Source organism: Sphingomonas aurantiaca (assembly GCF_003050705.1).
Taxonomy (GTDB): Bacteria; Pseudomonadota; Alphaproteobacteria; order Sphingomonadales; family Sphingomonadaceae; genus Sphingomonas; species Sphingomonas aurantiaca.
This window is the reverse complement of sequence record NZ_QAOG01000004.1, coordinates 111,181-136,795: the sequence shown is the minus strand read 5'-3', so window position 1 is coordinate 136,795 and position 25,615 is coordinate 111,181. Positions and strand designations below refer to the sequence as shown.

Genomic DNA, 25,615 nt, shown 5'->3' with positions numbered 1-25,615 from the left:
TACCGAGGATACCGCCCATGACCGCCATCCCGTCATCGATCAGAAATACCCGCCGACCGGCGGCCGCATCGGCGCCTGCCGTCCCCGCCATCTCGCGGACGCGGCGTGGCGGCCTGTTCGGCACCACCGGGCTTGCGCGGTTCGCCTGGCTGATCGGGTTCAGCCTGGCCGGCACCGCGGCGACACGTCCGGTCGAGGCGCAGACGCTGCCGACCGGCGGCGAGGTCGTGGCGGGCCAGGCGAGCATCGCGACCGGCGGCAAGTCGCTGACCGTGACGCAGACCAGCGACCGCGCGGCGATCAACTGGCAGTCCTTTTCGATCGGCAAGGGCAAGAGCGTCGTGTTCGACCAGCCGACCAGCAGCTCGGTCGCGCTGAACCGCGTGCTCGGTACGGACCCGTCGGTGATCCTCGGCAACCTGTCGGCGAACGGCAAGGTATTCCTGGTCAACGCCAACGGCATCCTGTTCGGTCAGACCGCGAACGTGAACGTCGGCGGGCTTGTCGCGTCGACGCTGAATATCTCCGATGCCGATTTCCTCGCCGGCAAGACCAGTTTTGCGGGCACGAGCAGCGCGAGCGTCCAGAATGACGGCACGATCAACGCCAAGAACGGCTATGTCGCGCTGCTCGGTGCGAACGTCGGGAATGGCGGCACGATCAAGGCGAATTTCGGCACGGTCGTGCTGGCGGGCGGCGAGGCCATCACGCTCGACGTGGCCGGCGACGGGCTGCTCAACGTCGCGGTCGACAAGGGCGCGGTCGGCGCGCTGGTCCGCAATGGCGGGCTGATCCGCGCGGACGGCGGCAAGGTCGTGATGACCGCGCAAGGCGCGGGCGACCTGCTCCACACCGCGGTCAACAACACCGGCATCGTCGAGGCGCGCACGTTGCAGAACCGCGGCGGCACGATCCTGCTGCTCGGCGACATGAAGACCGGCACGCTCAGCCTCGCCGGCACGCTCGACGCCAGCGCCCCCGTGGGCGGCAATGGCGGCTTCGTCGAGACGTCGGCCGCCACCGTCAACGTCGCCGACGGCACGCAGGTCTCGACCTTCGCACCATCGGGTGCGACCGGGATGTGGCTGATCGATCCGCAGGATTACGTGATCGGTGCAGGCGGCAACATCTCGGGCTCGACGCTGTCGGCACAGCTGGTGACGACCAGCATCACGATCAGCACGATCCCCGCCGCGGGTGACACGACGACGGGGAATGGCGACATCTTCGTCAACGACGCGGTCGCGTGGACCGCGTCGGGCGTGCCGACGACGCTGACGATGAACGCGTTCCGCGACGTCAACATCAACGCGCCGATCACCGCGACCAACGGCAATATCGTCGCGTGCTGCGGCCGCGACGTGAACGTCAACGCCGATCTGACGACGACCAACGGCAGCATCCTGCTGAACGCCGGCCGCAACGTGCAGGTGTTTCACGCGATCACGACGACCGACGGCAACATCGCCTTGTGCGCAGGGCATGACGTGATGATCGACGCGGCGGTCACGCTGACGCGCGGCACGACGATCCCCGCGCAGAGCCTCGGCCTGCCGGTCGGGCTGACGCTGATCGCAGGGTCGGACGGCACCGGACCGGGCGTCAACGGCGGCACGATCGTGTTCTCCGCGCTGTCGCCGCCGACCACGGTGACCGCGGCGCCGGTGTCGATCAACTACAACCCCGTCTCGTACACCACGCCCACCGACTTCTCGACCGAGTTCGTCCTGACCGAGGGCGCGGCGATCACGCAGCGCATGCTGCTGTTCCCGACCGCGCAGAAGGTGGCCGACGGCACCAATGCGGCGGTGCTCAGCGGGTTCAACACGACCACCACCTCGGGCAGCCCGACGGGCGTGTCGCTGGTCGCCGGCACCAACGCGACCGCGACGTTCGACAGCACCGATGCCGGCTCCGGGATCGGAGTCAGCTATAGCGGTTACACGCTGACCGGCGCGAACGCGGACCAATATGCGCTGGCAAGTTCGTGCTGCGTCGCCGGGTTCCGGACGACCGGGACGATCACCGCTGCGCCTGCTCCAGCGCCCGCCCCGGCACCAGCGCCCGCTCCGGCACCAGCGCCCGCTCCGGCACCAGCGCCCGCTCCGGCACCAGCGCCCGCTCCGGCGCCAGCGCCTGCTCCGGCACCAGCGCCTGCTCCGGCACCTGCGCCCGCTCCGGCACCTGCGCCCGCTCCGGCACCTGCGCCTGCTCCGGCGCCTGCTCCGGCACCTGCGCCTGCTCCGGCACCTGCGCCTGCGCCTGCTCCGGCACCTGCGCCTGCCCCGGCACCAGCGCCCGCTCCGGCACCAGCGCCCGCTCCGGCACCAGCGCCTGCTCCGGCACCAGCGCCTGCTCCGGCACCAGCGCCTGCTCCGGCACCAGCGCCTGCTCCGGCTCCCTCGCCGGCACCGTCACCGTCGCCAACCCCAACGCCGACGCCGACGCCGACGACGCCCATCGTGGTCACGCCGACACCCGTGCCCAACCTGCCGACCGCGGCGCGTCCGTTCCTTGAGGTGCCACCCGTTCCCCTGCGGGTATCGTCGCCGCCGCCGGTCGATGTGGTCGAGGGTGGCGTCTTGTTCCCGCCGCCCGTCCGTCCGGGAACGGTCATCGTCGAGAACCCGGGTACGCCAGAGACGGTGCAACCCGTTTTCGAAACTCCCGTCCCGCCGCAAACCGTGCAGCCCGTGCCCGATCGTCCGTTCGTGCAGCCGACCCCGCCCAATGCGCCGGCGGTGCCCAACTACCCCCGCAAGCAGGCGCGGCATTGATATGATCGGCAGGTCGTGGCGCAGGGCGTTAGCGATGGGACTCGTTGCCTTGGCAACGACGTCCCAGGGCGCCGCCCAGTCTGCACCCACGGCGACGCCGGCACCTGCGTCAACGCCTGCACGATTCGGGACCCAGACCGTCTCCGACGACGCGCGCGCTACCGCCGATTGGGTGGCGACGTCGCACGACAACCAGAGCCTGCCGTTCCTCATCATCGACAAGGTCAACGCCGTCGTCTTCGCGTTCGATGGCAGCGGCAGTTTGCGCGGCACGGCGCCCGCGTTGCTCGGCATGGCGCACGGCGATGCCAGCGTGCCCGGGATCGGCCAGCGCAAGCTCGCCACTATCCTCCCCGCCGAACGCACCACCCCCGCGGGCCGGTTCAAGGCGTCGCTCGGTCAAGATTTCGAGCAGGACATATTGTGGATCGACTATGATGCCGCGCTGTCGCTCCACCGGGTGATCGTCGGCCGCCGGGTCGACAACCGCGCCGGTCGGCTCGCCTCGCCGACGCCGAGCGACAACCGGATCTCCTATGGCTGCGTCAACGTCCCGCCGGGCTTCTATGACGGCGTGGTCAAGCCGCTTTTCACCGGCACGGTCGGGATCGTCTACATCCTGCCCGAGACCAAGCCGTTACGCAGCGTCTTCGCGATCCCGACGGGTGCCGCGAACTAGACGGAGCGAGCGGATAGACTAAGGCGCTCAGCCGCGGATCGTCATTAGCCCCAGGGCCGCTCGCGATACCATTTGGTCAGCACGTATTTGACGCCCTGCTCGACCGGCATGCCCTGATGCAGCGAGCCCGGATTTGGCCGGCCCAGCACATCCATGTTGTTCCAGATCACCAGATTGCCCGCCTTGGGCGCGATCACCACGTTGGCGGTCGGGAAGTTCGTGCGACCGCCTTCGGTGGGTTCGTTGAGGAACGTCATCGCCGACCACGTCCTTTGCCCGCCGATCGGCACCTGGTTTCGCCAGTAATGCTGGGTGGTGTCGAAGAAATCGTGATGCGGCTTGAACTCCTGCCCGACCGCATAGCGTTGCCCCTGCAGCGGCTCGCCAAAAATCGATTCGATCCCGGTGAGCTCGTCGAGCTTGCTTTCCACCACCGCCACCGCATCGGGGCCGGGGTAGAGATAGCAGGTTTCGCTCGTGCGATAGGACGGCACGGGGTCGTCGGCGACGACCGGCGACGGCACCCGATCGGCATCGATCAGCGCGACCAACGCCGCGCATTCCGCAAGCGATAGGAAATTGCGGACGATGTAGAGCTCGACGTCGCTTGCTGGGATCCGGACGGCGCCGGGATAGTGCACGATCCGTTCGCGAACGCGCGCCGCGGAGTCGGAACGCCCCAATGCCTCCATATAGCCGTCGCGCAGATCGAGTGCGGACAGGGATGGTGCTTGCGGTGGAGCGGTTTTCGTACCGCCGGTCGACCAGGCGCCAGTATCTAGAAATTCAGACATATTTTTGTCACTTCGTTCATCCGGGCCAATAGTATCCGAAAATACGAAACTTATCCTAGGTTTATATCTTTAGTTGATGCACCCTTATCGCCTGTCATGCGTATATCAAGTACGACCAACATAGGTTAGGCTCGGTTGAGCGAAATTCGCCACCACCCCGCTTTTTTGGATGCGCTAAGTCGCACCAGGCCAAAGAGTTCGGAAACATTCCCTGCGCCGCTGCCGGCGAGCGCACCGAATGACGCGATTTGACCGATATCGGCGGAGACAGACCATGCATCCGAGCCCCCTTGCCTTGAGCCTCGCCTCGAACCCCGGACTGTACGGCCGGGATCATTCACCACGCCTGACTGCGGCCGCGGCACTCGTGTCGGCGCTGATCTGGGTCGGCCTCCTGTACCTGTATTTTGGGTAGCGGCGCCCGCCGGCATCGCCCGCCGCGCCACTGACCAGCCCGCGACCGATCGTCGCGTGACACTCTTGCTCGTCCTCGCGTCTCGCGGGGCCAGGATCTCCATGTTCAAAAATATCCTCGCCGGCGCTGCGGCGTCGCTGCTCGCCCTTGTCCCGCAACCCGCCGCTGCCCAGCGGCTGATCCTGCCCGGCGCGCTGTTGCTCGCCGGCTACCGCGCGACCTGTGGCCCGGTCGATACGATGATCCAGCCGATCGACGATATCGCCGCTGCCTATAAGGGCCGGATCATCCTCCACCCGCGCGTTCTCAACCTGCCGCGCGCGCAGCAGTTGTTCTGGTACACGCATGAATGCGCACACCAGATCTTCGGTCCGGGCGAGGCCGCCGCCGATTGCTGGGCGGTAGAGCAGGGCAAGATCCAGGGCTGGCTGTCGCCCGACGATCTGACCAAGCTCGGCGCGACGATGCGCGACTTTCCCGGCGACGCGACGCACACCGATGGCCGCGGCCGCATGGTCAACATGCAGAAATGCTACGCCAACTGAGACGTGTTGGCTCGATCGACAGCGAATGACCGGCCATAAACGGCCCGGCCGCAACCGGGATCGCCCCGCGGCGTTATAGGCCGCACGCATGATCAAGGTCGCCAGCTACAACATTCACAAGGGCATCGGGCTCGACCGTCGGCGCAACCCCGAGCGCGTGGTCGAGGTGTTGCGCGAGATCGACGCGGACGTCATCGCGCTGCAGGAGGCCGATCGCCGGTTCGGCGCCAAGGCGTGCGTCCTGCCGCACCATCTTCTCGAAGAGCATAGCGACTGGGTCCCGGTCGATTTCGGCCTGCGCTCGCTCAGCATGGGCTGGCACGGCAACGTCATCCTCGTCCGCAAATCCGCCGAGATCCTGGGGTGCACCGCGATCCATCTGCCCGCGCTCGAGCCGCGCGGCGCGGTGATGGCGGACGTAAGGCTGCCGGGCGGCACGATCCGCGTGCTGGGCATGCATCTCGACCTGTCGGGACTGTGGCGACGCAAGCAGGCGGCGGCGGTGATGACGCATGTCGACACCTGCGCGGACCGGCATCCGACCGTGATGATGGGCGATCTCAACGAATGGAGCGCGGGCTCGGGCTGCCTGCGCGATTTCGGGCGCGACTATGCGTTTGCCGAGACGGGGCCGAGTTTCCACTCACGGCGCGCGATCGCGCGGCTCGACCGGATCATGGTGTCGCGCGAGCTCGGCGTGGTCGAATGCGGCGTGCATACGAGCCCGGCGGCGCGCAAGGCATCGGATCATCTGCCGATCTGGGCTATGCTGGAGCCGATGGTCGAGGAAACCGCATAATCGCCGCAACGACGATGCAGGACGGGATGTAGAATGCGCGAGAAGGAGCTGCGCCTTGCGCTCGTCTGTTACGGCGGGATCAGCCTGGCGGTCTACATGCACGGGATCACCAAGGAGATCTGGCGGCTGGTCTGCGCCAGCCGGGCGTTCCATGATGGCGAGGCCCCGAAGGGCGGCAGCCAAGGCGTGTATCACGCGCTGCTCCAGGAGATCGAGACGCACGCGGCGATCCGCGTTCGCGTGCTCGCCGACATCGTCGCGGGTGCGAGCGCGGGCGGGATCAACGGCATCTTCCTCGCGCAGGCGATCGCGACCGGCCAGAGCCTCGATCCGCTGACCGACCTGTGGATGACGTCTGCCGATGTCGAGGCGCTGATCGATACCGAGGCGGCACCCAAATCGCGCTTCTCGAAGGCCTGGGCGATGCCGCTGGCGTGGATGGCCGCGGGACGCAGCACCGACAAGGTCGACGCGCTCGACGATCCGACTCGCGAGGAGGTGCGCACCAAGCTGTCGCATTTCATCCGCTCGCGCTGGTTCGAGCCGCCGTTCGGGGGGAAGACCTTCACCAACCTGCTGCTCGACGCGTTCGACGCGATGGCGGCGAGCGAGCGCGGACCGCGGCTTTTACCGCCGGGCCAGCCGCTCGACCTGTTCGTGACGGTGACCGATTTTTCGGGGCATCCCGAGCGGCTGCAGCTCAATTCGCCCGCCGAAGTGGTCGAGACCGAGCACCGGCTCGTGGTCGACTTCACCGACAATGGCAGCGCCTGCGACACGCTGGCGCCGCCTGCGGAACTGGCCTTCGCGGCGCGCGCGACGTCGAGCTTTCCGGGCGCGTTCCCGCCGTTCACGGTTGCCGAACTGGACGGCGTCCTTGAGCAGCGCGAGATCGCGTGGCCGGGACGCAGCGGATTCCTGGCGCGCGTGCTGCCCCGCCATACCGCGGCGAATGCGGCCGAGGGCGCGGTGCTGATCGATGGGTCGGTGCTCGCCAACGCGCCGTTCCGCCCCGCGCTCGACGCATTGAAGGACCGCCCTGCGCGCCGCCAGATCGACCGGCGCTTCATCTATATCGACCCCTCCCCCGGCATCAAATTGCGTCTCAACCGCGCCGAAGGCACGCCCGGATTCTTCCAGACGATCATCGGCGCGATCAGCGACATTCCGCGCCAGCAACCGATCCGCGACAATCTGGAGGCGATCGCCGAACGCTCTGCCCGGATCGACCGGATGCGCGGGATCGTCACCGCGATCCGTCCCGAGGTAGAGGCCGATGTCGAATCGCTGTTCGGCCACACGCTGTTCCTCGACCGGCCGACCGCGCCGCGGCTGATCGCGTGGCGCCGGCGCGCACAGAAGGCTGCCGCGGCGAGTTCGGGCTATGGCTTCGTCGCTTATGGGCATCTCAAACGCAGTGCGGTGATCGAGACGATCGCGGCGCTTCTCTACGAGGCGGGGCGGCATCACAGCCCGCGGCGGCTGGTGCAGATCCGCGCCGCGATCGTCGCGCGGGTCGTGGCCACGGGCGCGGACGGTCTCGGATCGGGGTTTGCAGGCGGCGCCAGTCCCGCGTCGATCGCCTTCCTGCGGACGTTCGACATCGGCTTTCGGATCCGCCGGCTGCGGCTGATGGCGCGGCGCCTGTCGGAGGTCGAGACCGCCGCCGACGAGCCTGAACTCGCCCCGATGCGCGACGCGATCTACGAATCGCTGTCGCCTTATCTCGATCGGCTGCGTGGCGAGATGCACGCCGGGATGCACGACGCGGTGCGCGCGATGAAGGGCGATGCGACCGCGGTGCTCGAAACGCTCGGCGAAACGTTCGCGCTCGAACAACTCGATGCGAAGACCGACCGGCGACTGGCGGACGCGTTCGCCGCGCTGGCCAAGCCGGCACGGCGCGCGTTGCTGCTCGCCTATCTCGGCTTCCCCTATTTCGACACCGCGACGCTGCCGCTGTTGCAAGGCGAGGGGCTCGACGAGTTCGATCCGATCAAGGTCGACCGGATCGCGCCCGACGATGCGACCGCGATCCGGTCGGGGGGCGCGGAGGCGACGCTGAAGGGGATTCAGTTCGGCACGTTCGGCGCGTTCTTCAGCCGCGCCTATCGCGAGAACGACTATCTCTGGGGGCGGCTGCACGGGGCGGAGCGGATGATCGACATCACCGTCTCCACGCTACCGCAGACCGTGCGGATGAAGCCCGGGCGGGTCGCGGCGATCAAGCGCGCGGCGTTCCTCGCGATCCTCGACGAGGAGGAGCCGCGGCTGACCGCGATCCTCCCGCTGATCGCGCAGATCAGGACCGAAATTGGCTGACGCTGCGCTTGTTCTGCACAAGACTGGCCAAACCGGCCGCTTGGCGGTAGCTCTGGCACACCAATCGGCGCTTCGGCATCGGGGGAGACGATAGAGGTGGCCGCATGCAGTTCCTGAAAATCCTGTTCTGGTGCCTGCTGGCGTTCATCGCCGCGGTGTTCACCATATCGAACTGGAACACCGTCCAGATCCAGCTGTGGGGTGGGCTGATCGCCGACGTGAACCTGCCGCTGCTGCTGCTGGTGACGTTCCTGATCGGGTTCGTGCCGACGATGTTGTACAACCACGCGATCCGCTGGCGGCTGCGCCAGCGCCTGGCCACTGCCGAGCGGTCGCTCGCCGAACTCCGCACGCCGCACCCGGATTTCGCGCCGCCGCTAGCGCCCGCACAGTCGCCGGAGCGTGAGACGCATGCGACGGTGCCGCCGCTCTCCGCGCCCAGCGCCGTGCCGCCGGGAGTCGCGTGATGCGCAGCCCCGTCTATGTCGCGCTCGACACCCCCGATCTCGCGCGCGCGAAGGCACTGGCCACGCGCGTCCGCCATCATGTCGGCGGAATCAAGCTGGGCCTCGAATTCTTCTCCGCGCACGGCCAGGCCGGCGTGCATGCGATGGCCGAGCTCGGCCTGCCGATCTTCCTCGACCTCAAGCTGCACGACATTCCCAACACCGTCGCCAAGGCGGTGCAGGCGCTCGGCGCGCTCGAGCCGGCGATCCTGACGGTGCATGCCAGCGGCGGCCGGGCGATGCTCGAGGATGCGAAGGCAGCGGCGCCGACGGGGACCAAGGTGATCGCGGTCACGATGCTGACCAGCCTCGACGCGTCCGATCTGACGGCGACCGGCATCGTCGGCAGCGCGCACGACCAGGTCTCGCGGCTGACCGAACTCGCGCGCGAGGCGGGTGTCGACGGCATCGTCTGCTCGGGTGCGGAGGTCGCCGCCGCCAAGAAAATCTGGCCCAAGGGATTCTTCGTGGTGCCGGGCGTCCGCCTGCCCGACGGCGTCGTCGGCGACCAGAAGCGCGTCGTCACGCCGCGCCAGGCGCTCGACGCGGGCGCGTCGATCATCGTGGTCGGCCGTCCGATCACGCAGGCCGAAGACCCCGACACCGCCGCCCGCGCGATCGGCGCGACGCTGTAGGGACGCGCCTCCTGCCCACGCCCTGCCATCACCTCTTCCGTCATCCTGACGAAAGTCAGGACCCAGGGTTATGAGGGGTGGCGCTCGTTACTCTGGGTCCTGAATTTCGTCAGGATGACGAGTGGGTGCGAGGGTGGCCCACGCCGCCTTCGCAGCGAGGCATAAAAGGAAAACCATGACCACCGCCAAGATCTGCGGCCTTTCGACCCCCGCGACGCTCGACGCCGCGATCAAGCACGGCGCCAGCCATGTCGGGTTCGTGTTCTTCCCCGCCTCGCCGCGCCACGTGACGTTCGCCAAGGCAGCAGAACTCGCCGCCCGCGTGCCGGGGCACGTCGCCAAGGTCGGCGTGTTCGTCGATCCGGAGGACGAGATGCTCGAACAGGCGGTCGAGTCGGCGGCGCTCGACGTGCTGCAACTTCACAAGGTAACGCCGGCACGCGTCGCCGCGATCCGCGCAAAGATCGGGATCGAAACCTGGGTTGCGGTCGCGGTGCGCACACGCGGCGACCTCGACGCCGCGCATGGCTTTGCCGGGATCGCCGACCGCATTCTCTACGACGCGAAGACGCCCGATTCGGCCGCACTGCCCGGCGGCATGGGGCTGCGGTTCGACTGGGACCTGCTCGACGGGTTCAAGCACCCGCTGCCCTGGGCGCTGTCGGGCGGGCTCGATCCGGCGAACGTCGCGGAAGCGATCCGGCGCACCGGCGCGGCGTTGGTCGACGTGTCCTCGGGCGTCGAAAGCGCGCCCGGCACGAAGGACGAAACCAAGATCGCGGCGTTCCTGAAGGCCACCACCACCTGACATGTTCACCCGCGAAGGCGGGTGCCCAGACTGGATCCCCGCCTTCGCGGGGATACAAGGGCTTGGCGCACCGTACCGAGGTGCTAAAGCGCGTCCCATGAACGCTCCCCTCGCCCCCAACTCCTACCGCGCCCAGCCCGACGAGCGCGGCCATTTCGGCGACTTCGGCGGCCGCTACGTCGCCGAGACGCTGATGCCGCTCGTCCTCGAACTCGACGAGGCGTATCGCGCCGCCAAGGCCGATCCTGCATTCAAGGCGCAGTTCGACGACCTGCTCGAACATTATGTCGGCCGCCCGAGCCCGCTCTACTACGCCGAGCGCCTCACCGAGGCCCTGCGCGAGTCCGCTCCCGAGGGCATGGGCGCGCAGATCTGGTTCAAGCGCGACGAGCTGAACCACACCGGCGCGCACAAGATCAACAACTGCATCGGCCAGATCCTGCTCGCGATCCGGATGGGCAAGACGCGGATCATCGCCGAGACCGGCGCGGGCCAGCACGGCGTCGCCACCGCAACCGTCTGCGCGCGCTTCGGCCTGCCGTGCGTGATCTACATGGGCGCCAAGGACGTCGAGCGTCAGGCGCCCAACGTGTTCCGCATGAAGCTGCTCGGCGCCGAAGTCCGCCCCGTCACCAGCGGCGCGCACACGCTGAAGGATGCGATGAACGAGGGCATGCGCGACTGGGTCGCCAACGTCCACGACACCTTCTACATCATCGGCACCGCCGCCGGCCCGCACCCCTATCCCGAGATGGTCCGCGATTTTCAGAGCGTGATCGGCACCGAGGCGCGCGCGCAGATGCTCGCGCGAACCGGCCGCCTGCCCGACATGCTGGTCGCCGCGATCGGCGGCGGATCGAACGCGATCGGGCTGTTCCATCCGTTTCTCGACGATGCCGACGTGCAGATGCTCGGCGTCGAGGCCGCGGGCCACGGGCTCGACAAGCAGCATGCGGCGAGCCTGGCGGGCGGTTTCCCCGGCGTGCTCCACGGCAACAAGACCTATCTGTTGCAGGACGAGGACGGCCAGATCACCGAGGCGCATTCGATCTCGGCCGGGCTCGACTATCCGGGCATAGGCCCCGAGCATGCCTGGCTGCGCGACATCGGCCGCGTCCAATATGACAGCGCGACCGACACCGAGGCGCTCGACGCGTTCCAGCTGCTGTGCCGGACCGAGGGCATCATCCCCGCGCTCGAACCATCGCATGCCATCGCCACCGTGACGAAGAAGGCGCGCGAGATGCGGCAGGATCAGATCATCCTGGCCAACCTGTGCGGGCGCGGCGACAAGGACATCTTCACCGTCGCCGAAGCACTCGGGGTGGCGATTTGAGCCGCCTCGCCGCCACCTTCGCCCGCACCGCAGCGTCCGGCCGCGCCGCGCTCGTCGCGTTCGTCACCGCGGGTGATCCGACCACCGACGCGACCGGCCCGATCCTCGACGCGCTCGTCGCAGGCGGAGCGGACGCGATCGAGCTCGGCATGCCGTTCACCGATCCGATGGCCGACGGCCCCGCGATCCAGGCCGCCAACATTCGCAGCCTCGCGCAGGGCACGCGCACCGCGGACATCCTCGCGATCGCCACCGCGTTCCGCGCGCGCCACCCGGACGTGCCGCTGGTGCTGATGGGCTATGGCAACCCGATGCTCCGCCGCGGCGCCGACTGGTTCGCGGAAGCCGCGGCAAAGGCTGGAGTCGACGGCGTAATCTGCGTCGACGTACCGCCCGAAGAGGACGATGCGCTCGGACCGCAGTTGCGCGCCGCGGGGATCGACCTGATCCGCCTCGCCACGCCGACGACCGATGCCGCGCGCCTGCCGACCGTGCTCGATGGCGCGAGCGGGTTCCTCTATTACGTCTCCGTCGCCGGGATCACCGGGCTGCAACAGGCGCAGCAGGGTTCGATCGAGGACGCGGTCGCGCGGCTGAAAGCGCAGACCGATATCCCGGTCGCGGTCGGCTTCGGCATCCGCACGCCCGAACAGGCCGCCAACGTCGCACGCGTCGCCGATGGCGTCGTCGTCGGCTCGGCGATCGTCGAACTGGTCGCACAACACGGCACCGCTGCGGCCGAGCCCGTACGCGCCTATATCAAATCTCTCGCCGACGCAGTCGCTTCGGCCCGAAAGGTTCCCGCATGAGCTGGCTCAACAGCGTCCGCAACGTCCTGCCCTTCGTCGCGAAGCGCGAGACGCCCGAGAATCTCTGGCACAAGTGCAAGGGTTGCGGGCAGATGGTCTTCACCAAGGAGCTCGAGGACAATCTCTACGTCTGCCCGAAATGCGATCACCACGACCGCATCGGGCCGAAGGTCCGCTTCGCGCAGCTGTTCGACGAGGGTAGCTGCAGCGAACTCCCTGCGCCGAAAGTGCCCGAGGATCCGCTCAAGTTCCGCGACCAGAAGCGCTACACCGATCGCCTCAAGGCCGCGCGCACCGACAACAGCGAACAGGATGCACTGGTCAACGCCCGCGGCGCGATCGACGGCCACCGCGTCGTCGTCGGCGTGCAGGATTTCGGCTTCATGGGCGGATCGATGGGCCTCGCGGTCGGCGAAGCCTTCGTTCGCGGCGTCGAGGCGGCAATCGAGGACCGCGTGCCCTACGTGATTTTCACCGCGAGCGGTGGCGCGCGCATGCAGGAGGGCATCCTCAGCCTCATGCAGATGCCGCGCAGCACCGTAGCGATCCAGATGCTCCACGATGCGGGCCTGCCGTACATCGTCGTGCTGACCGATCCGACCTCGGGCGGCGTGATGGCGGCGTATGCGATGCTCGGCGACGTGCAGATCGCCGAGCCCAAGGCGACGCTGGCGTTTACCGGCCGCCGCGTGATCGAGAGCACCATTCGCGAGAAGCTGCCCGAGGATTTCCAGACGTCGGAATATTATCTCGAGCACGGGATGATCGACATGGTCGTCCACCGGAAGGATCTGCGCGAGCAGCTCGGCACCGTCATCGGCTATCTGAGCGCACGCGAAGCGGCGTAATCTCTGCCCCCTCTCCCCTTTCGGGGAGAGGGTCGGGGTGAGGGGCAGCCCAGCAATGCTGCGCCTGGAACAGCCCCTCACCCCAGCCCTCTCCCCGGAGGGGAGAGGGAGCTAGAATGCCCGACCACGCCGTTTCCTCCTCGCCCGCCGTACAGGCCCAGCTAGACCGGCTGACCATGCTGTCGCCCGGCGCTGACATCCTCGGCCTGGAGCGGATCACCGCGCTCCTGAGCCGCCTTGGCGATCCGCATCTGTCGCTCCCGCCGGTGTTCCACGTCGCGGGGACGAACGGCAAGGGCTCGACCTGCGCGTTCCTGCGCGCCGCGATCGAGGCGGCCGGCCATAGTGTCCATGTCTATTCGAGCCCGCACCTCGTCCGCTTCAACGAACGCATCCGCCTTGCCGGATCGCTGATCGAGGACGACCTGCTCGCCGCGTTGCTGGAAGAGGTGCTCGACCACGCCGCCGACCTGCAGGCGAGCTTCTTTGAAGTCACGACTGCCGCCGCCTTCCTCGCGTTCGCGCGCACGCCCGCTGCCGCGACGATCGTCGAGGTCGGTCTCGGCGGGCGGCTCGATGCGACCAACGTCATCCCCAACCCGGTCGTGACCGGGATCGCCGCGCTGGGGATCGACCATCAGGCGTTCCTTGGCGACACGGTGCTGAAAATCGCGGGCGAGAAGGCTGGCATTGCCAAGCCTGGCGTTCCGCTCGTCACGATGGACTACCCCAAGCCATTGCGCGCGAAAATCGCCGCGGTGGCCGCCGCAGCGGGGGCGCCTGTCGTTGCGCGCGGCGCGGCGTGGTCCAGCGAGACCGCGCGGTCGACGATGCGCTATGCGGACCAGGGTTTCTCGCTCGTCAGCAACCGCCCACGGCTTGTCGGCGCGCACCAGTCGCGCAACCTTGCGCTGGCGATCGCGATGCTGCGGCATCAGGGCGCGCTGCACATCCCCGAAGCCGCAATGCGCGCCGCCGCCGACTGGGCGCACTGGCCGGCGCGGATGCAACGCCTGTCCGACGGACCGCTGCTCGCGCGGTTGCCGCGTGGCAGCGACCTCTGGCTGGACGGCGCGCACAATCCGAACGCCGCGCAACCCGTCGCGCGCGCGCTGCGGACGCTGGCGAAGCGCCGCCCGGTGACGCTGATCCTGGGGATGCTCGCCAACAAGGATGCCGACGCGGTGATCCGGATCCTCTCGCCCTCGATCGGGCACGTCATCGCGATCCCGGTGCCGGGCCACGCGCATCACGCGCCCGAGGCACTTGCCGCGATCGCGCGGACATATGGGACCACGGCGGACACCGCGCCCTCCCCGGCGGACGCGCTCGACCGGATCGCGGCCGGGAGCGACCAGCCCAATCTCGTGCTGATCGCGGGATCGCTCTACCTTGCGGGTGAAGTGCTCGCCGCAAACGACCAGCCGCCGGACTGAGTCCTTATTGCTATTGACTATCAATAACCAACAGGCGAGTTTGTAGGCACCACCACGGAGTCGCGTGAATGACCGATACCCGCCCCAGTTCGACGCCCGCCTCGGCCAATGCGCTCGCCAGCGCGACGACGCTGTTGCCGCATCCGCTACCGGCTTGTGAAAACGCGCGAATAGCCCTGTTCGCGATGCGACGCATGGGCGCGAACGGCCTTGCCGATGCGCGCGCGGCGCACACGATGTTCACCGCGTTCGGGCAGAGCTTCCGCCGCCCGCTGGTGCTATTGCGCGCGTTGATGGCGGACCTTGCGGCCACCTCGGCAGGGACGATCGCGATCGCGCCGTGCTGCTGCGCGCGGATGACGCCCGCGGAATCGGCGATGCTGTCGATCCTCGCCCGCGTCGAGACCGCGCCCGAGAGCGCACGCTATCTGATGGCCGACCTGCTTGGCGTCCGCCGGGTCGACGGCGTCCTCGCCAGCGCCGCCGCGCTCGCCGCCGCGTTTGCCGACGAAGGACGACCGGTCACGATGTGAGTGCGACCTAGACCGGATCGCCGGCGCGGGCGTCGCCTTCCCCCTCGACGCCCGCACTGCCGATCGAGCGATCGATCATCCCCGACCGGCTCATCCACCAGAACAGCACGACGCCGGGCAACGCGAGCACAGTCGTCAGCAGGTAGAAGTCGACATAGCCGATGGCCTCGATCAACGCGCCGGCCGTGGTGCCCGTCACGATCCGCCCGACGATGCTCGCCGCGGCGGAGATCAGCGCGAACTGTGCCGCAGTGAAGCGGAGATCGCACAAGGCGGAGAAATACGCGATCACGACGACGCCGCCGAACCCGCTGGCGGCGTTTTCGAAGCCGATCGCCGCCGCCATCCCGAAGTTCGAGTGCCCTGCCGCCGCAAGCGCCGCGAAGGACAGATTCGACACGCCCATCAGGACGAGCGACAGCAGCACCGAGCGCTTCATCCCCATCCGCGCATACAGGATGCCGCCGATGAAGATCCCGACGAGATACGCGAAGAAGCCGATCCCGACATCGTAGAACGCAATCTCGTCGCCGGTGAAGCCGAGATCGTCGAACAACAGCCGCAGCGTCAGGTTGGCGAGCGTATCGCCGACCTTGAAGATCAGGATGAACGCCAGGACGACGAACGCCCCTTCGCGCGAAAAGAACTGGACGAACGGACCCGAAATCGCCCGGAACCCCTCGGCAAGCCCGCGACGCTCGATCGGCGGGCGGCGGCGCTGGGGCTCGCCCAGCGCCAGTCCGGCCAGCACCGCGGGCAGCGCGAAGATGGCGCAGGCCAGATAGGCGGTGCTCCAGCCCGCGCGTTCCGCGACGACGAGCGCAAGGGCGCCGGCGCCCGCCGATCCGATCCGCCAGCCATATTGGCTCATCCCCGAGCCGACGCCCAGCTGGCGCGGCTCAAGCGTCTCGATGCGGAATGCGTCGATGACGATGTCGAAGGTCGAGCCCGCCGCGCCGACCAGAATCGCAGCGGTCGCGGTGGCGGCGATGCTTGCCGCAGGATCGACCAAGGCGAGATTGACGACCGCGGCGACCACCAGCGCGGCGGTGACGATCAGCCACGACACGCGCTGGCCGAGCCGCCCGATCACCGGCAAGCGGACGCCATCGACCACCCACGCCCAGAGGAATTTCAGATTATATACGAGGAAGGCGAGGCTGAACGCCGTGACCGTCTTCTTGTCGATACCGCTCGCCGCCAGCCGCGTCGTGAGCGTCGCGCCGATCATCGCATACGGGAATCCCGATGAGATGCCGAGCGCGAGCGCGGCCAGCGGCGCCTTCTCGACATACGGCCGGAACCCATCGCTCCACCGCTTGTCTTCGGTTCGATCCATTACACCTACGCTCCCACTCGCTCGCGCGAACCCTAACGGGAAATCGCAAACGCGCTACCCGTCAGGCGATGGACCGTCGGAAACCTCAGACTTTCGCGTCGAACAGCTTGAACCCGAAGGGCACGCGCTTCGGCGCAATGCCGCCGCGCGTGGCCTCGATCGCCTCGATCGCGGCGATCAGGTCGCGCGGGGCATAGGGCTTGGACAGGCACCCGGCGGCGAGCGTGGTCGCCTCAACCGGGCAACTGCCCGTCACGAACATCACCGGTACGCCGCGCGCCTGCGCCGCGCGGGCCACGTCGATCCCCGAACCGTCTGCCAAGTTTACATCGACCAGCACGAGATCGATCACCGTGTCGCTGGCAAGGATCGGCAGCGCGTCGGCCACCCGGTCGATCGTCGCGACGATCGTGAATTTTGCCTCTGCCAGGAAATATTCGGTGTCGAACGCCACCAAGGGTTCGTCCTCTACCACGAGGAGCCGGACGATCTGCCGCTTCTTCTTACCGAACAACATTACCGAAAGGCCCCCGGTCGCACGCGAAATGGTCGTTACGCTCTCGGGTCCTAACGCGCCGCTGCACGAACGGTCGCAAATATTTTCGCGCTGGCGGCCGATCCATAGTATCAGTCCCGCCATGACGACTTCAAAAGACGATAACCCGACTGCCAGCCCGTCGAACGACGCGCCTGCAACCCCCGCCACTCCGGTAAAAGGCGACCGTATCGCCAAGCTGCTCGCCCGCGCAGGAATCGCCTCGCGCCGCGATATCGAGCGGATGATCGCCGAGGGCCGCGTCGCGCTGAACGGCTCGACGCTCGATACGCCCGCGACGATCCTGCGCAACCTCGCCGGCGTGACGGTGGACGGCGATCCCGTCGAGGCGCCCAGCGCGGCGCGGCTGTTCCTCTACCACAAGCCGACCGGGCTGCTGGTGACCGAGCGCGATCCCGCCGGACGCACGACGATCTATGATCGCCTGCCGCAGGACCTACCGCGGCTTGTGCCCGTCGGTCGCCTCGATCTCAACACCGAAGGGCTGTTGCTGATGACCACCGATGGTGGCCTCAAGCGGCAGCTCGAACTTCCCGCGACCGGCGTCGAGCGCGCCTATCGCGCACGCGCTTACGGCAACATCACGCAGCCGCAACTCGAGGAACTGATCGAGGGGATCGAGATCGAGGGCGTGCGCTACGGTTCGATCAACGCCAATATCGAGCGTCGGACCGGTGCCAATGTGTGGATCGAGATGATCCTGACCGAGGGCAAGAACCGCGAAGTCCGCCGCGTGCTCGAGCATCTGGGGTTGCAGGTCTCGCGCCTGATCCGGACTCGCTATGGCCCGTTCGTGCTTGGCGACCTGCCGCCGGGACAGATCGGCGAAGTGCTCCAGCATGACGTCGTCGCGTTCCAGAAGGAGCTGGCGAAGGGGCGGCCCGAGGGTCCGGGTGCGCGCGCCAATATCGGGATCAGCGCGAGTGCCGGCGCGGGGGCCGGGATCGGTGCGCGGTCGAGCCAGCGCGGCGCCAACGCCGCCCGTCCTGCATCGACGGGGCATTCCGCGTCGACGGGGCGACCGGCCTTCGGCGCGCGGCCCGCGCCCGGCGGCGCGCGTACGCCTCTCCGCACGCCGTACAGCGCGCCTGCGAGTTCGGGTTTCGCCAGCACCAACGCGCCGACTGAGCGTCCGTCGCGGCCTGCACGGCCCGAGCGGATCCGCCCGACTGCGGCGATGCAGCGCGGCGACGTCAACGATCCCTGGGCGCGGCCGGATACGCGGAACGCCGCCCTGCCGACGGGGACGCATCACGCCCGGCCGACAAGTGGCGAGACGTCCAAGCCCTATGCGCGCCAGGAGCGCGCGGATCGCGGCGAGGAACTCAGCACCAGCCCGAAGATCAAGCATTTCCGCGCTGCCAAGCCGCCGCGCGACCGCGCCGCGCCGTCGCGGGTAGGCGGTGGCGGGGTGACCACGCCGCGCCGCGCCGATACGCCGCAGCGTCAGGAACAGCCGCGCGGCTTCCGCCCGCAGGCCGATGATTCGCGCGGGCGCAGTTCGCTCGACAAGCGCGCCGCGCGCAGTGCTGCCGGTCGTCCCGGCGCAGAGCCGCGGCCGATGCGCGATGCGCCGCCCCGGCCTGAGCGCGGCACGCGGCCTGCCGCACCCGGCAAGGGTCCGTCGGGAGGGCGCGGTCATCCGCCCCGTGCACCGCGTGGAGGGAAACGCTGATGCGGATCATCGCAGGCCAATGGCGTGGACGCCCGATCGTCGCGCCCAAGGGTGATTCCACCCGTCCGACCGCAGACCGGATGCGCGAGACGTTGTTCTCGATGCTGACCAGCCGGGTCGGCAGTTTCGAAGGCCTCGCGGTCGCCGATCTGTTCGCGGGCTCGGGCGCGCTCGGCATCGAGGCGCTGTCGCGCGGCGCGGCGACGTGCATGTTCGTCGAATCGGACAAGCTGGCGGTCGACGCTCTGAAAGCCAACCTCGCCAAGCTCGAGATCCGCGGCGACGTCCGAGCAACCTCGGTGATGGCGCTCGGGCCCGCGCCTGCACCGCTCGACGTGATCCTGATGGATCCGCCGTACAATACCGGCGCCGGGCTGGTTGCGCTCGACAAGCTGTCGCGGTTGGGTTGGGTCGGGCCCGCGACGTGGATCAGCCTGGAGACGGCAAAGGCCGAAGTCGTCGAACTCGCGGGCTTTGAGGTCGACGCGACTCGCGTCCACGGCAAGGCGCGACTGACTCTGTTACGGCCCGTGTCAGCGTAGAAACTTGTTCTCCCGCGAAGGCGGGAGCCCAGACTGGGCTCCCGCCTTCGCGGGAGAACATACTATTGTTGGGCGGTGCGGCCGAGGATCAGCAGCCCGCCAAGGCTCAGCATGCCCGCCGCCATCAGATACCCGCCGACCAGCCACAGGCCATGCGGCGCCAGCGCCTCCGCCACGATCGGCGCGAGCGCACCGCCCAGTACGCCGCCCAGGTTGAACGTCATCGACACGCCGGTGTAGCGCACGCCCGCGGGAAAAAGGCTCGGCAGCCATCCGCCAAGCGGCCCATAGGCGAACCCCATCACGAACAATGCGCCGGACAGCCAGAGCCACACCGTGAACAGCGATCCCGAGCCCAGCATCGGCCCCATCAGCGCACCGACGCCGATGCACCCGGCAAACCCGATCGCCAGCATCCGCGCGGCGGAGTGGCGGTCCGCGAGCACGCTCGCCACGATCACGCCGCCCGCCAGGAACCAGATCGCGACCAGTTCGACCGCGAGGAACGCCTCGCGCGAATAACCGAGCGTCTTTGTCCCGTAGCCAAGCGCGAACGCGGTCGCGAGGTAGAACAGCGCGAAGCACGCGATGACGCCGAACGTCCCCGCCAGCGTCGCGCGCAGATGCTTTGTGAGCAACGTCGCGATCGGCACCTTGGGCAACGCTTCGCTCGCCTCGGCCTCGAGGAAGGCGGGCGTTTCGGTCAGCTTCAGCCGCACCCAGAGCCCCAGCCCGACGAGGATCGCGCTCAACAGGAACGGAATCCGCCAGCCCCATGCGACGAACTGTGCTTCGTCGAGCACGAGGCCGATGACCAGGAACAGCCCGTTGGCGGCAAGAAACCCGACCGGTGCACCGAGCGGTGGAAACATCCCCCAAGTGTTCTTGCGGTGCGGCGGCGCGTTCTCGACCGCGAGCAACGCGGCCCCGCCCCATTCACCACCGAGCCCGAGCCCCTGCCCCAGCCGCATCAGGCAGAGCAACGCCGGCGCGATCCAGCCGACCTGCGCATAAGTGGGTAGGAACGCGATCCCGACGGTCGATCCTCCCATCAGCAACAAGGACGCGACGAGCGTGGACTTGCGCCCCACCCGGTCGCCGAAATGTCCGAACACGATCGCGCCGACCGGGCGCGCGACGAAGGCGAGCCCGAAGGTCGCATAGCTGAGCAGCAACTGCGCCGAGTCCGATTGCCCGGCGAAGAACAGCGGGCCGAACACAAGCGCGGCGGCGGTCGCGTAGATGTAGAAATCGTAGAACTCGACCGCAGTACCGACCAGGCTGGCGGCGAGGATGCGGCGGTTGGAGGCTAAGGTCGTCATGTGCACGGCATCGCCGCACCGACGATTGCGGTCAACCGATTGCCGCGCGAGATCCTCCCCCGCCAAGGGAAGGATCAGGCTGGGAGGACGATCCGCGCGACCAGGCCAGGCGCGTTGTCGGCGAGCTCGAAATGGCCATCGTGCAGCCGCGCCACCGCCTCGATCAGCGCCATGCCGAGGCCGGCACCGGGCGTGGAGCGCGCGCTGTCGAGGCGGCCGAATCGTTTCAGCGCCTGCGCGCGGTCGGCGGCAGCGATGCCGGGGCCGCGGTCCTCGACCTGGATCGCGACGCCGTCGGTGCGGTGGACGATCCGCAGCGTGACTTCGCCACCGCCGGCGCCATGCCGGAGCGCATTGTCGATCAGGTTGGTGATCGCCTGGCTGATAAGTTCACGATGCAGCTTCATCGGCGGCGGGCGGTCGTCGATTGCGATCGTGAACACGAGCCCGGCATCCTCGGCGACGGGGGCGTAGAGTTCGCCGATCTCCTCAAGAAGATTGGCCGGCGAAACCTCGATGAAGCGATCGCGCGAGACCGAGCCCGAGCGGCTGATCTCGATGACCATCGTGAGCATCCGCATGACGAGATCGGTCTCGACGAGCAGCCCGCCAAGCGCGGCCTCGCGCGCGTCCGGGTCGGAGATCAGCACCGCCTGCTCGGTCTTGGTGCGCAGGCGGGCCAATGGCGAACGCAGGTCGTGCGCCAGGCTGTCGGTGACGATCCGGAGCTCGGCCATCACGCCTTCGAGCTTGCCGAGCATGACGTTGAGCCGCGCAGCAAGGCGGTCAAAGGCATCCCCCCCTCCGGCTACCATATCGACGCGGCGGGAAAGGTCACCCTCGCCCGCGGCCTCGATTGCCTTGGCGATGCCGTCGAGACGGCGCCCGACATAGCGGGTCAGCACGAGCCCGCCGAACACGCCGAGCGCCAGCGACAGGAACACCGCGACCGCCAGCGCGCGTTCGATCGCGCGCTCTTCCGCCGCGATCAGGTCGAGGTTGCGGCCAGTGAGGAGCCAGTAATCGCCGAGCGGGTGCAGCGCATAGCCCGTCTCGCGCGCGGACCAGAGTTCGTCCGAACCAAGCCGCGCGATCCGGAACTGCGTGACGCGCAGCGGCACGGCGAGTCGCGCGGGCGAGATGCCGACGACCGCGCGCCCCTTCGGATCGATCACCGCGAGCACCAGCGACACGTCACCGGGTACGACCGCGCTATCGATCGCCTGCCGGACCGCGGGGAGGCCGCCATTGCGCCACACCGCACGCAAGGCTTCGGATTGTTCGGTCGTCTCCCGCCGGATCGCGTAGATCGCGTCGGCGCTGGTGGTCTTCCAGACGAAACCAACCAGCGCGAGGTTGGATACCAGCGCGAGCGAGATCGAGAGAAGCGCGATCCGCGCCGTGACCGAAAGCCGAATCACGCCGCCAAATCAGTTCTCAACGGCGAGGCGATATCCGGCACCGCGGACGGTGTGGAGAATCGGCGTCGGGAACCCGTCCTCGAGCTTGCGACGGAGGCGGCCGATATGCACGTCGACGACGTTCGAGCCCGGGTCGAAATGATAATTCCAGATCTTCTCGAGCATCATCGTCCGCGTGACGACCTGCCCCGCATGACGCGCGAGAAATTCGAGCAGGTTGAATTCGCGCGCGCCGAGCGGGATCGAACGACCGGCGCGCGAGACGGCGCGGGCGAGCAAGTCGATTTCGAGATCGCCGACCGACAGCTTGGTCTTTTGCGGCTCGGTCGCGGCGCGATCGGAGCGGCGGACGAGCGCCTCGATTCGCGCGGAGAGCTCGGCGAACGAGAAAGGCTTGCAGAGATAATCATCGGCGCCCGCCTTCAGCCCGTCGACGCGGTCGTCGACGGCGGCGAGCGCGGAGAGGATCAGGACCGGGGTGGCGATGCCCGCGGCGCGGATCGCGCTGACCATCGACAGGCCGTCGAGGCCGGGCAACATCCGATCGGCGATGATGAGATCGAAGATGCCCTCGCTGGCGAGGAACAGGCCATCGCGGCCGTCGGCGCACGCTTCGATAGCGTGGCCGGCTTCGGCAAGGCCCTTGGCAAGATAGGCGGACGTCGAGGCGTCGTCCTCGACGATTAAAATCTTGCGGCTCAACGCGCTATCACCTTCCCTGCCACCGAAATCGGTCACTATCTCCTGCCCTCATAAACGGAAAGGCCGGCGGAAAGAAGTCTTCCCACCGGCCCCCACGGTACCCCCGGGAGTGACGGGCACCGATCTCTGGAAAGTCGCGCGGCCGTTGCTGGCCACGGGGTCTTTCTAGGATCTGGCGGGGGTCAGGGCGATGACCGACGGGTGACAATTGCGTCATGTTGATGCGGGTTTGGTGATGCGTGCAATGGGATTGGCGATGCCGAGGTAACTGGCGACGCTCAAGCGCGCGCTGGGCAGTCGAAAGACAGGCATACACCCCTCCTCCGTCATCCCGGCGAAAGCCGGGACCCATGGTTGCGGGGAAGGTGATGGTTACACGCTCTCGCCTGGTCCGCCGTGTCCGTGGGTCCCGGCGTTCGCCGGGATGACGGAGGGGGGAGGGCTACCCGACCGAAGACTTAATCCGAGGGGTGGGCGTTAAGGGTAGGCAGACCGCCGCACCCCAAGGCTTGCTCCCCCGCCTTCGCGGGGGAGCACGCTCACTTGCGGTCGAGAACCGCCGCGATGGCCGCACCGACATGCGCGATGTCGGCCATGCCGTCGACGCGGTGGACCAAACCCCGCGCGTCATAGATCGGCAGGATCGGCGCAGTCTTCGCACGATATTCCGACATGCGGTTGTGGACGGTCTCCGCATTGTCGTCGGGACGACGCTTGAACTCCGTCGACCCGCACACGTCGCAGACACCCGCGACGGCCGGCTTCTTGTACCGATCATGATAGCCGGCGCCGCACTTGGCACAGGTGTAGCGGCCGACGACGCGGTCGATCAGTGCCGCCTCGTCGACGCCCAGCTCGATCACGTAATCGAGCGTCCGGCCACGATCGGCGAGCAGGCCATCGAGCGCCTCGGCCTGCGCCGCAGTCCGCGGATAGCCGTCGAAGATGACGCCGTTGGCCGTATCCGGCTGGTCGAGCCGCTCACCGATGATGCCCGACACGATCTCGTCCGAAACGAGACCCCCCGATTCCATCACCGACTTCGCCTGAAGCCCGACCGGCGTTCCGGCGGCGACCGCTGCACGCAGCATGTCGCCGGTCGAAAGTTGCACCATGCCGCGCTCGCTGACGAGCGTGGCGGCCTGGGTGCCCTTGCCCGCGCCAGGCGGTCCAAGAAGGATGATATTCACGAAACGCACTCCCCTCGTTCGTGCAGGAATTAAACCGGGTTAGCCCCGCAACTTAACGAAGTCGATTGCCCTTGAGCTTCGCCTTCTTGATCAGGTCGCCATACTGGTGTGCCAGCAGATGCGACTGGATCTGCGTCACCGTGTCCATCGTCACGTTGACGACGATCAGCAGGCTGGTGCCGCCGAGGTAGAACGGGATCTGCAACGCGGTCACCAGATATTCGGGCAACAGGCAGATGATCGTCAGATACGCCGCACCGATGACGGTGATGCGAGTCAGCACGTAATCGAAATAATTCTCGGTGTTCTTGCCCGGGCGGATGCCGGGGATGAACCCGCCATTGCGCTTCAGATTGTCGGCGGTTTCCTCGGGGTTGAAGACGACCGCGGTATAGAAGAACGAGAAGAAGATGATGCCGGCGCCGTACAGCAGCATGTACACGGGGCTGCCGTGCTGCAGATACTGGTTGAGGGTGATGATGAAATCGCCCCACTTCGATTCGCCCGCCACGCGCTGGCCCGCGAACTGCGAGATCGTCAGCGGCATCAGCAGCAGCGACGACGCGAAGATCGGCGGGATGACGCCGGCGGTGTTGATCTTGAGCGGCAGATGGCTGCGGTCGGCCTGCATGCCGCGCTGAGTCTGGCGCTTGGGATACTGGATCAGGATGCGGCGCTGCGCGCGCTCCATGAAGCAGATGAAGAGGATCAGCACGACCACCGCGACGATGATGCCGATCAGCTTGATCGGATCGAGCGAGCCCGAACGGCCGCCTTCGAGCAGGTTTACGAGCGTGACGGGCAGATGCGCGACGATGCCGGCCATGATGATCAGCGAGACGCCGTTGCCGATCCCGCGGCTGGTGATCTGCTCACCGAGCCACATCAGGAACATCGTACCGCCGATCAGCGAGATGACCGCGGCGACGCGGAACATCATGCCGGGCTCGATGACCGCCTGGATGCCCTGTGCCGCGCCGAGCGTCTCAAGGCCGACGGCGATGAAATAGCCCTGCACCGCGGTCAGGCCGACGGTGCCGTAGCGGGTGTACTGGTTGAGGCGCTTGCGGCCCGATTCGCCGTCCTTCTTGATGGCGGCGAGCGTCGGCGACAGCGAGGTCGCGAGCTGCACCACGATCGAGGCGGTGATGTAGGGCATCACGCCGAGCGCGATCAGCGACATGCGGCTGAGCGAACCACCCGAGAAGGTGTTGAAGAAATCGAGCACGCCGCCCTGCGTCTGCTGCGAGAGCAGGCCGAGCGCGGTCGGGTCGACACCCGGCAGCGGCACGTAGCTGAGCAGGCGGAAAATGATCAGCGCACCGATCGTGAACCACAACCGCTTCTTGAGGTCGGTCGCCTTCGCGAATTTCGAAAGGCTGATGCTTTGCGCCATCTGGTCGGCTGCGGATGCCATGCGTGTGATCGTCCTGGAAACAAAGAAGGCGGGATGCGTTATGACCGCCCCCGCCGCTCATATAGGCGCAGGAGCGCGCTTGTCTAATGCCTAGGTGGGATATGGCGAGGTGGAGGACCACGCTGACCACCAAATCCCAGGCTACGGCCCCATTTCCGTTCGTCCCGAGTAGCCGTCGAGCCTGTCGAGATGGCGTATCGAAGGACTGG

General features: G+C 67.7%; 24 protein-coding genes. 16 read left to right on the top strand and 8 right to left on the bottom strand.

Going from position 1 to position 25,615, the window contains the following annotated elements; all coding sequences use genetic code 11:
- Positions 1-17: 17 nt before the first annotated feature.
- A complete protein-coding gene (locus tag C8J26_RS12325; RefSeq protein ID WP_244185281.1) occupies positions 18-2,777 on the top strand; it encodes a two-partner secretion domain-containing protein in 2,760 nt (919 codons plus the stop codon).
- A gap of 49 nt (positions 2,778-2,826) precedes the next feature.
- Complete coding sequence (locus C8J26_RS12320) at positions 2,827-3,456, top strand: L,D-transpeptidase (RefSeq protein ID WP_244185280.1); 630 nt, start codon at positions 2,827-2,829, stop codon at positions 3,454-3,456.
- Between the two features lie 44 nt (positions 3,457-3,500).
- Here C8J26_RS12320 and C8J26_RS12315 read toward each other — a convergent pair whose 3' ends face one another.
- On the bottom strand, positions 3,501-4,250 hold the full coding sequence (locus C8J26_RS12315) for a prolyl hydroxylase family protein (RefSeq protein WP_107958362.1): 750 nt from the start codon (positions 4,248-4,250) through the stop codon (positions 3,501-3,503).
- A 274-nt stretch (positions 4,251-4,524) separates the two neighbouring features.
- On the opposite strand from C8J26_RS12315, the gene C8J26_RS20485 reads away from it, so the two are divergent.
- The 12 genes from C8J26_RS20485 (at position 4,525) to C8J26_RS12255 (ending at position 15,242) form a co-directional block, all read left to right on the top strand.
- Entirely contained in the window at positions 4,525-4,665 is a 141-nt protein-coding gene (locus C8J26_RS20485; protein ID WP_167398826.1) for a hypothetical protein, read from the top strand.
- 101 nt (positions 4,666-4,766) lie between these two features.
- Positions 4,767-5,210 (top strand): hypothetical protein, encoded by a 444-nt coding sequence (locus tag C8J26_RS12310; protein WP_056411208.1) that lies wholly within the window; start codon positions 4,767-4,769, stop codon positions 5,208-5,210.
- An 88-nt stretch (positions 5,211-5,298) separates the two neighbouring features.
- Positions 5,299-6,009 carry an endonuclease/exonuclease/phosphatase family protein gene (locus C8J26_RS12305; protein ID WP_107958360.1) on the top strand — a complete coding sequence of 237 codons (711 nt, stop codon included), beginning with the start codon at positions 5,299-5,301 and terminating at the stop codon, positions 6,007-6,009.
- A 33-nt stretch (positions 6,010-6,042) separates the two neighbouring features.
- A complete protein-coding gene (locus C8J26_RS12300; protein WP_107958358.1) occupies positions 6,043-8,331 on the top strand; it encodes a patatin-like protein in 2,289 nt (762 codons plus the stop codon).
- Between the two features lie 104 nt (positions 8,332-8,435).
- Positions 8,436-8,798: a lipopolysaccharide assembly protein LapA domain-containing protein gene (locus C8J26_RS12295; RefSeq protein ID WP_107958356.1), complete on the top strand. Its 363-nt coding sequence runs from the start codon at positions 8,436-8,438 to the stop codon at positions 8,796-8,798.
- Positions 8,798-9,472: an orotidine-5'-phosphate decarboxylase gene (pyrF, locus tag C8J26_RS12290; RefSeq protein ID WP_107958354.1), complete on the top strand. Its 675-nt coding sequence runs from the start codon at positions 8,798-8,800 to the stop codon at positions 9,470-9,472. Before C8J26_RS12295 ends, pyrF begins: the two co-directional genes overlap by 1 nt.
- Before the next feature lie 175 nt (positions 9,473-9,647).
- Positions 9,648-10,280 (top strand): phosphoribosylanthranilate isomerase, encoded by a 633-nt coding sequence (locus C8J26_RS12285; protein ID WP_107958352.1) that lies wholly within the window; start codon positions 9,648-9,650, stop codon positions 10,278-10,280.
- A 97-nt stretch (positions 10,281-10,377) separates the two neighbouring features.
- Positions 10,378-11,616, top strand: a complete 1,239-nt coding sequence (gene trpB / locus C8J26_RS12280) for a tryptophan synthase subunit beta (protein ID WP_107958350.1) — start codon at positions 10,378-10,380, stop codon at positions 11,614-11,616.
- Positions 11,613-12,425 (top strand): tryptophan synthase subunit alpha, encoded by an 813-nt coding sequence (gene trpA, locus C8J26_RS12275; RefSeq protein WP_107958348.1) that lies wholly within the window; start codon positions 11,613-11,615, stop codon positions 12,423-12,425. Before trpB ends, trpA begins: the two co-directional genes overlap by 4 nt.
- Positions 12,422-13,273 (top strand): acetyl-CoA carboxylase, carboxyltransferase subunit beta, encoded by an 852-nt coding sequence (gene accD, locus C8J26_RS12270; protein WP_055872612.1) that lies wholly within the window; start codon positions 12,422-12,424, stop codon positions 13,271-13,273. The genes trpA and accD overlap by 4 nt, the downstream gene beginning before the upstream one ends.
- 116 nt (positions 13,274-13,389) lie before the next feature.
- Entirely contained in the window at positions 13,390-14,709 is a 1,320-nt protein-coding gene (locus C8J26_RS12260; RefSeq protein ID WP_107958346.1) for a bifunctional folylpolyglutamate synthase/dihydrofolate synthase, read from the top strand.
- A gap of 68 nt (positions 14,710-14,777) precedes the next feature.
- On the top strand, positions 14,778-15,242 hold the full coding sequence (locus C8J26_RS12255; protein ID WP_208631386.1) for a DUF6628 family protein: 465 nt from the start codon (positions 14,778-14,780) through the stop codon (positions 15,240-15,242).
- A gap of 7 nt (positions 15,243-15,249) precedes the next feature.
- Here the strand turns inward: C8J26_RS12255 and C8J26_RS12250 are convergent, their stop codons facing one another.
- Positions 15,250-16,581: an AmpG family muropeptide MFS transporter gene (locus tag C8J26_RS12250; RefSeq protein ID WP_107958344.1), complete on the bottom strand. Its 1,332-nt coding sequence runs from the start codon at positions 16,579-16,581 to the stop codon at positions 15,250-15,252.
- Positions 16,582-16,666: 85 nt separating this feature from the next.
- Positions 16,667-17,098, bottom strand: coding sequence for a response regulator (locus C8J26_RS12245; RefSeq protein ID WP_056411232.1), 432 nt, complete (start codon positions 17,096-17,098; stop codon positions 16,667-16,669).
- Between the two features lie 121 nt (positions 17,099-17,219).
- Between C8J26_RS12245 and C8J26_RS12240 the strand changes: the two genes are divergently transcribed.
- Both C8J26_RS12240 and rsmD read left to right on the top strand, forming a co-directional pair.
- Positions 17,220-18,812 (top strand): pseudouridine synthase, encoded by a 1,593-nt coding sequence (locus tag C8J26_RS12240; RefSeq protein WP_107958342.1) that lies wholly within the window; start codon positions 17,220-17,222, stop codon positions 18,810-18,812.
- On the top strand, positions 18,812-19,354 hold the full coding sequence (gene rsmD / locus C8J26_RS12235; RefSeq protein ID WP_060524136.1) for a 16S rRNA (guanine(966)-N(2))-methyltransferase RsmD: 543 nt from the start codon (positions 18,812-18,814) through the stop codon (positions 19,352-19,354). Before C8J26_RS12240 ends, rsmD begins: the two co-directional genes overlap by 1 nt.
- Positions 19,355-19,416: 62 nt before the next feature.
- On the opposite strand, the gene C8J26_RS12230 is transcribed toward rsmD, so the two are convergent.
- The 5 genes from C8J26_RS12230 to secY form a co-directional block, all read right to left on the bottom strand.
- The gene (locus tag C8J26_RS12230) at positions 19,417-20,676 is read right to left on the bottom strand and encodes an MFS transporter (RefSeq protein ID WP_107958917.1); all 1,260 of its coding nucleotides are present in this window, start codon (positions 20,674-20,676) and stop codon (positions 19,417-19,419) included.
- A 74-nt stretch (positions 20,677-20,750) separates the two neighbouring features.
- Entirely contained in the window at positions 20,751-22,097 is a 1,347-nt protein-coding gene (locus C8J26_RS12225) for a sensor histidine kinase (RefSeq protein WP_056411239.1), read from the bottom strand.
- Positions 22,098-22,106: 9 nt separating this feature from the next.
- Positions 22,107-22,799: a winged helix-turn-helix domain-containing protein gene (locus C8J26_RS12220; RefSeq protein WP_056411241.1), complete on the bottom strand. Its 693-nt coding sequence runs from the start codon at positions 22,797-22,799 to the stop codon at positions 22,107-22,109.
- Positions 22,800-23,338: 539 nt separating this feature from the next.
- Complete coding sequence (locus C8J26_RS12215; protein WP_107958916.1) at positions 23,339-23,989, bottom strand: adenylate kinase; 651 nt, start codon at positions 23,987-23,989, stop codon at positions 23,339-23,341.
- Positions 23,990-24,041: 52 nt separating this feature from the next.
- Positions 24,042-25,406, bottom strand: a complete 1,365-nt coding sequence (gene secY / locus C8J26_RS12210) for a preprotein translocase subunit SecY (protein WP_060524134.1) — start codon at positions 25,404-25,406, stop codon at positions 24,042-24,044.
- Positions 25,407-25,615: the final 209 nt, after the last annotated feature.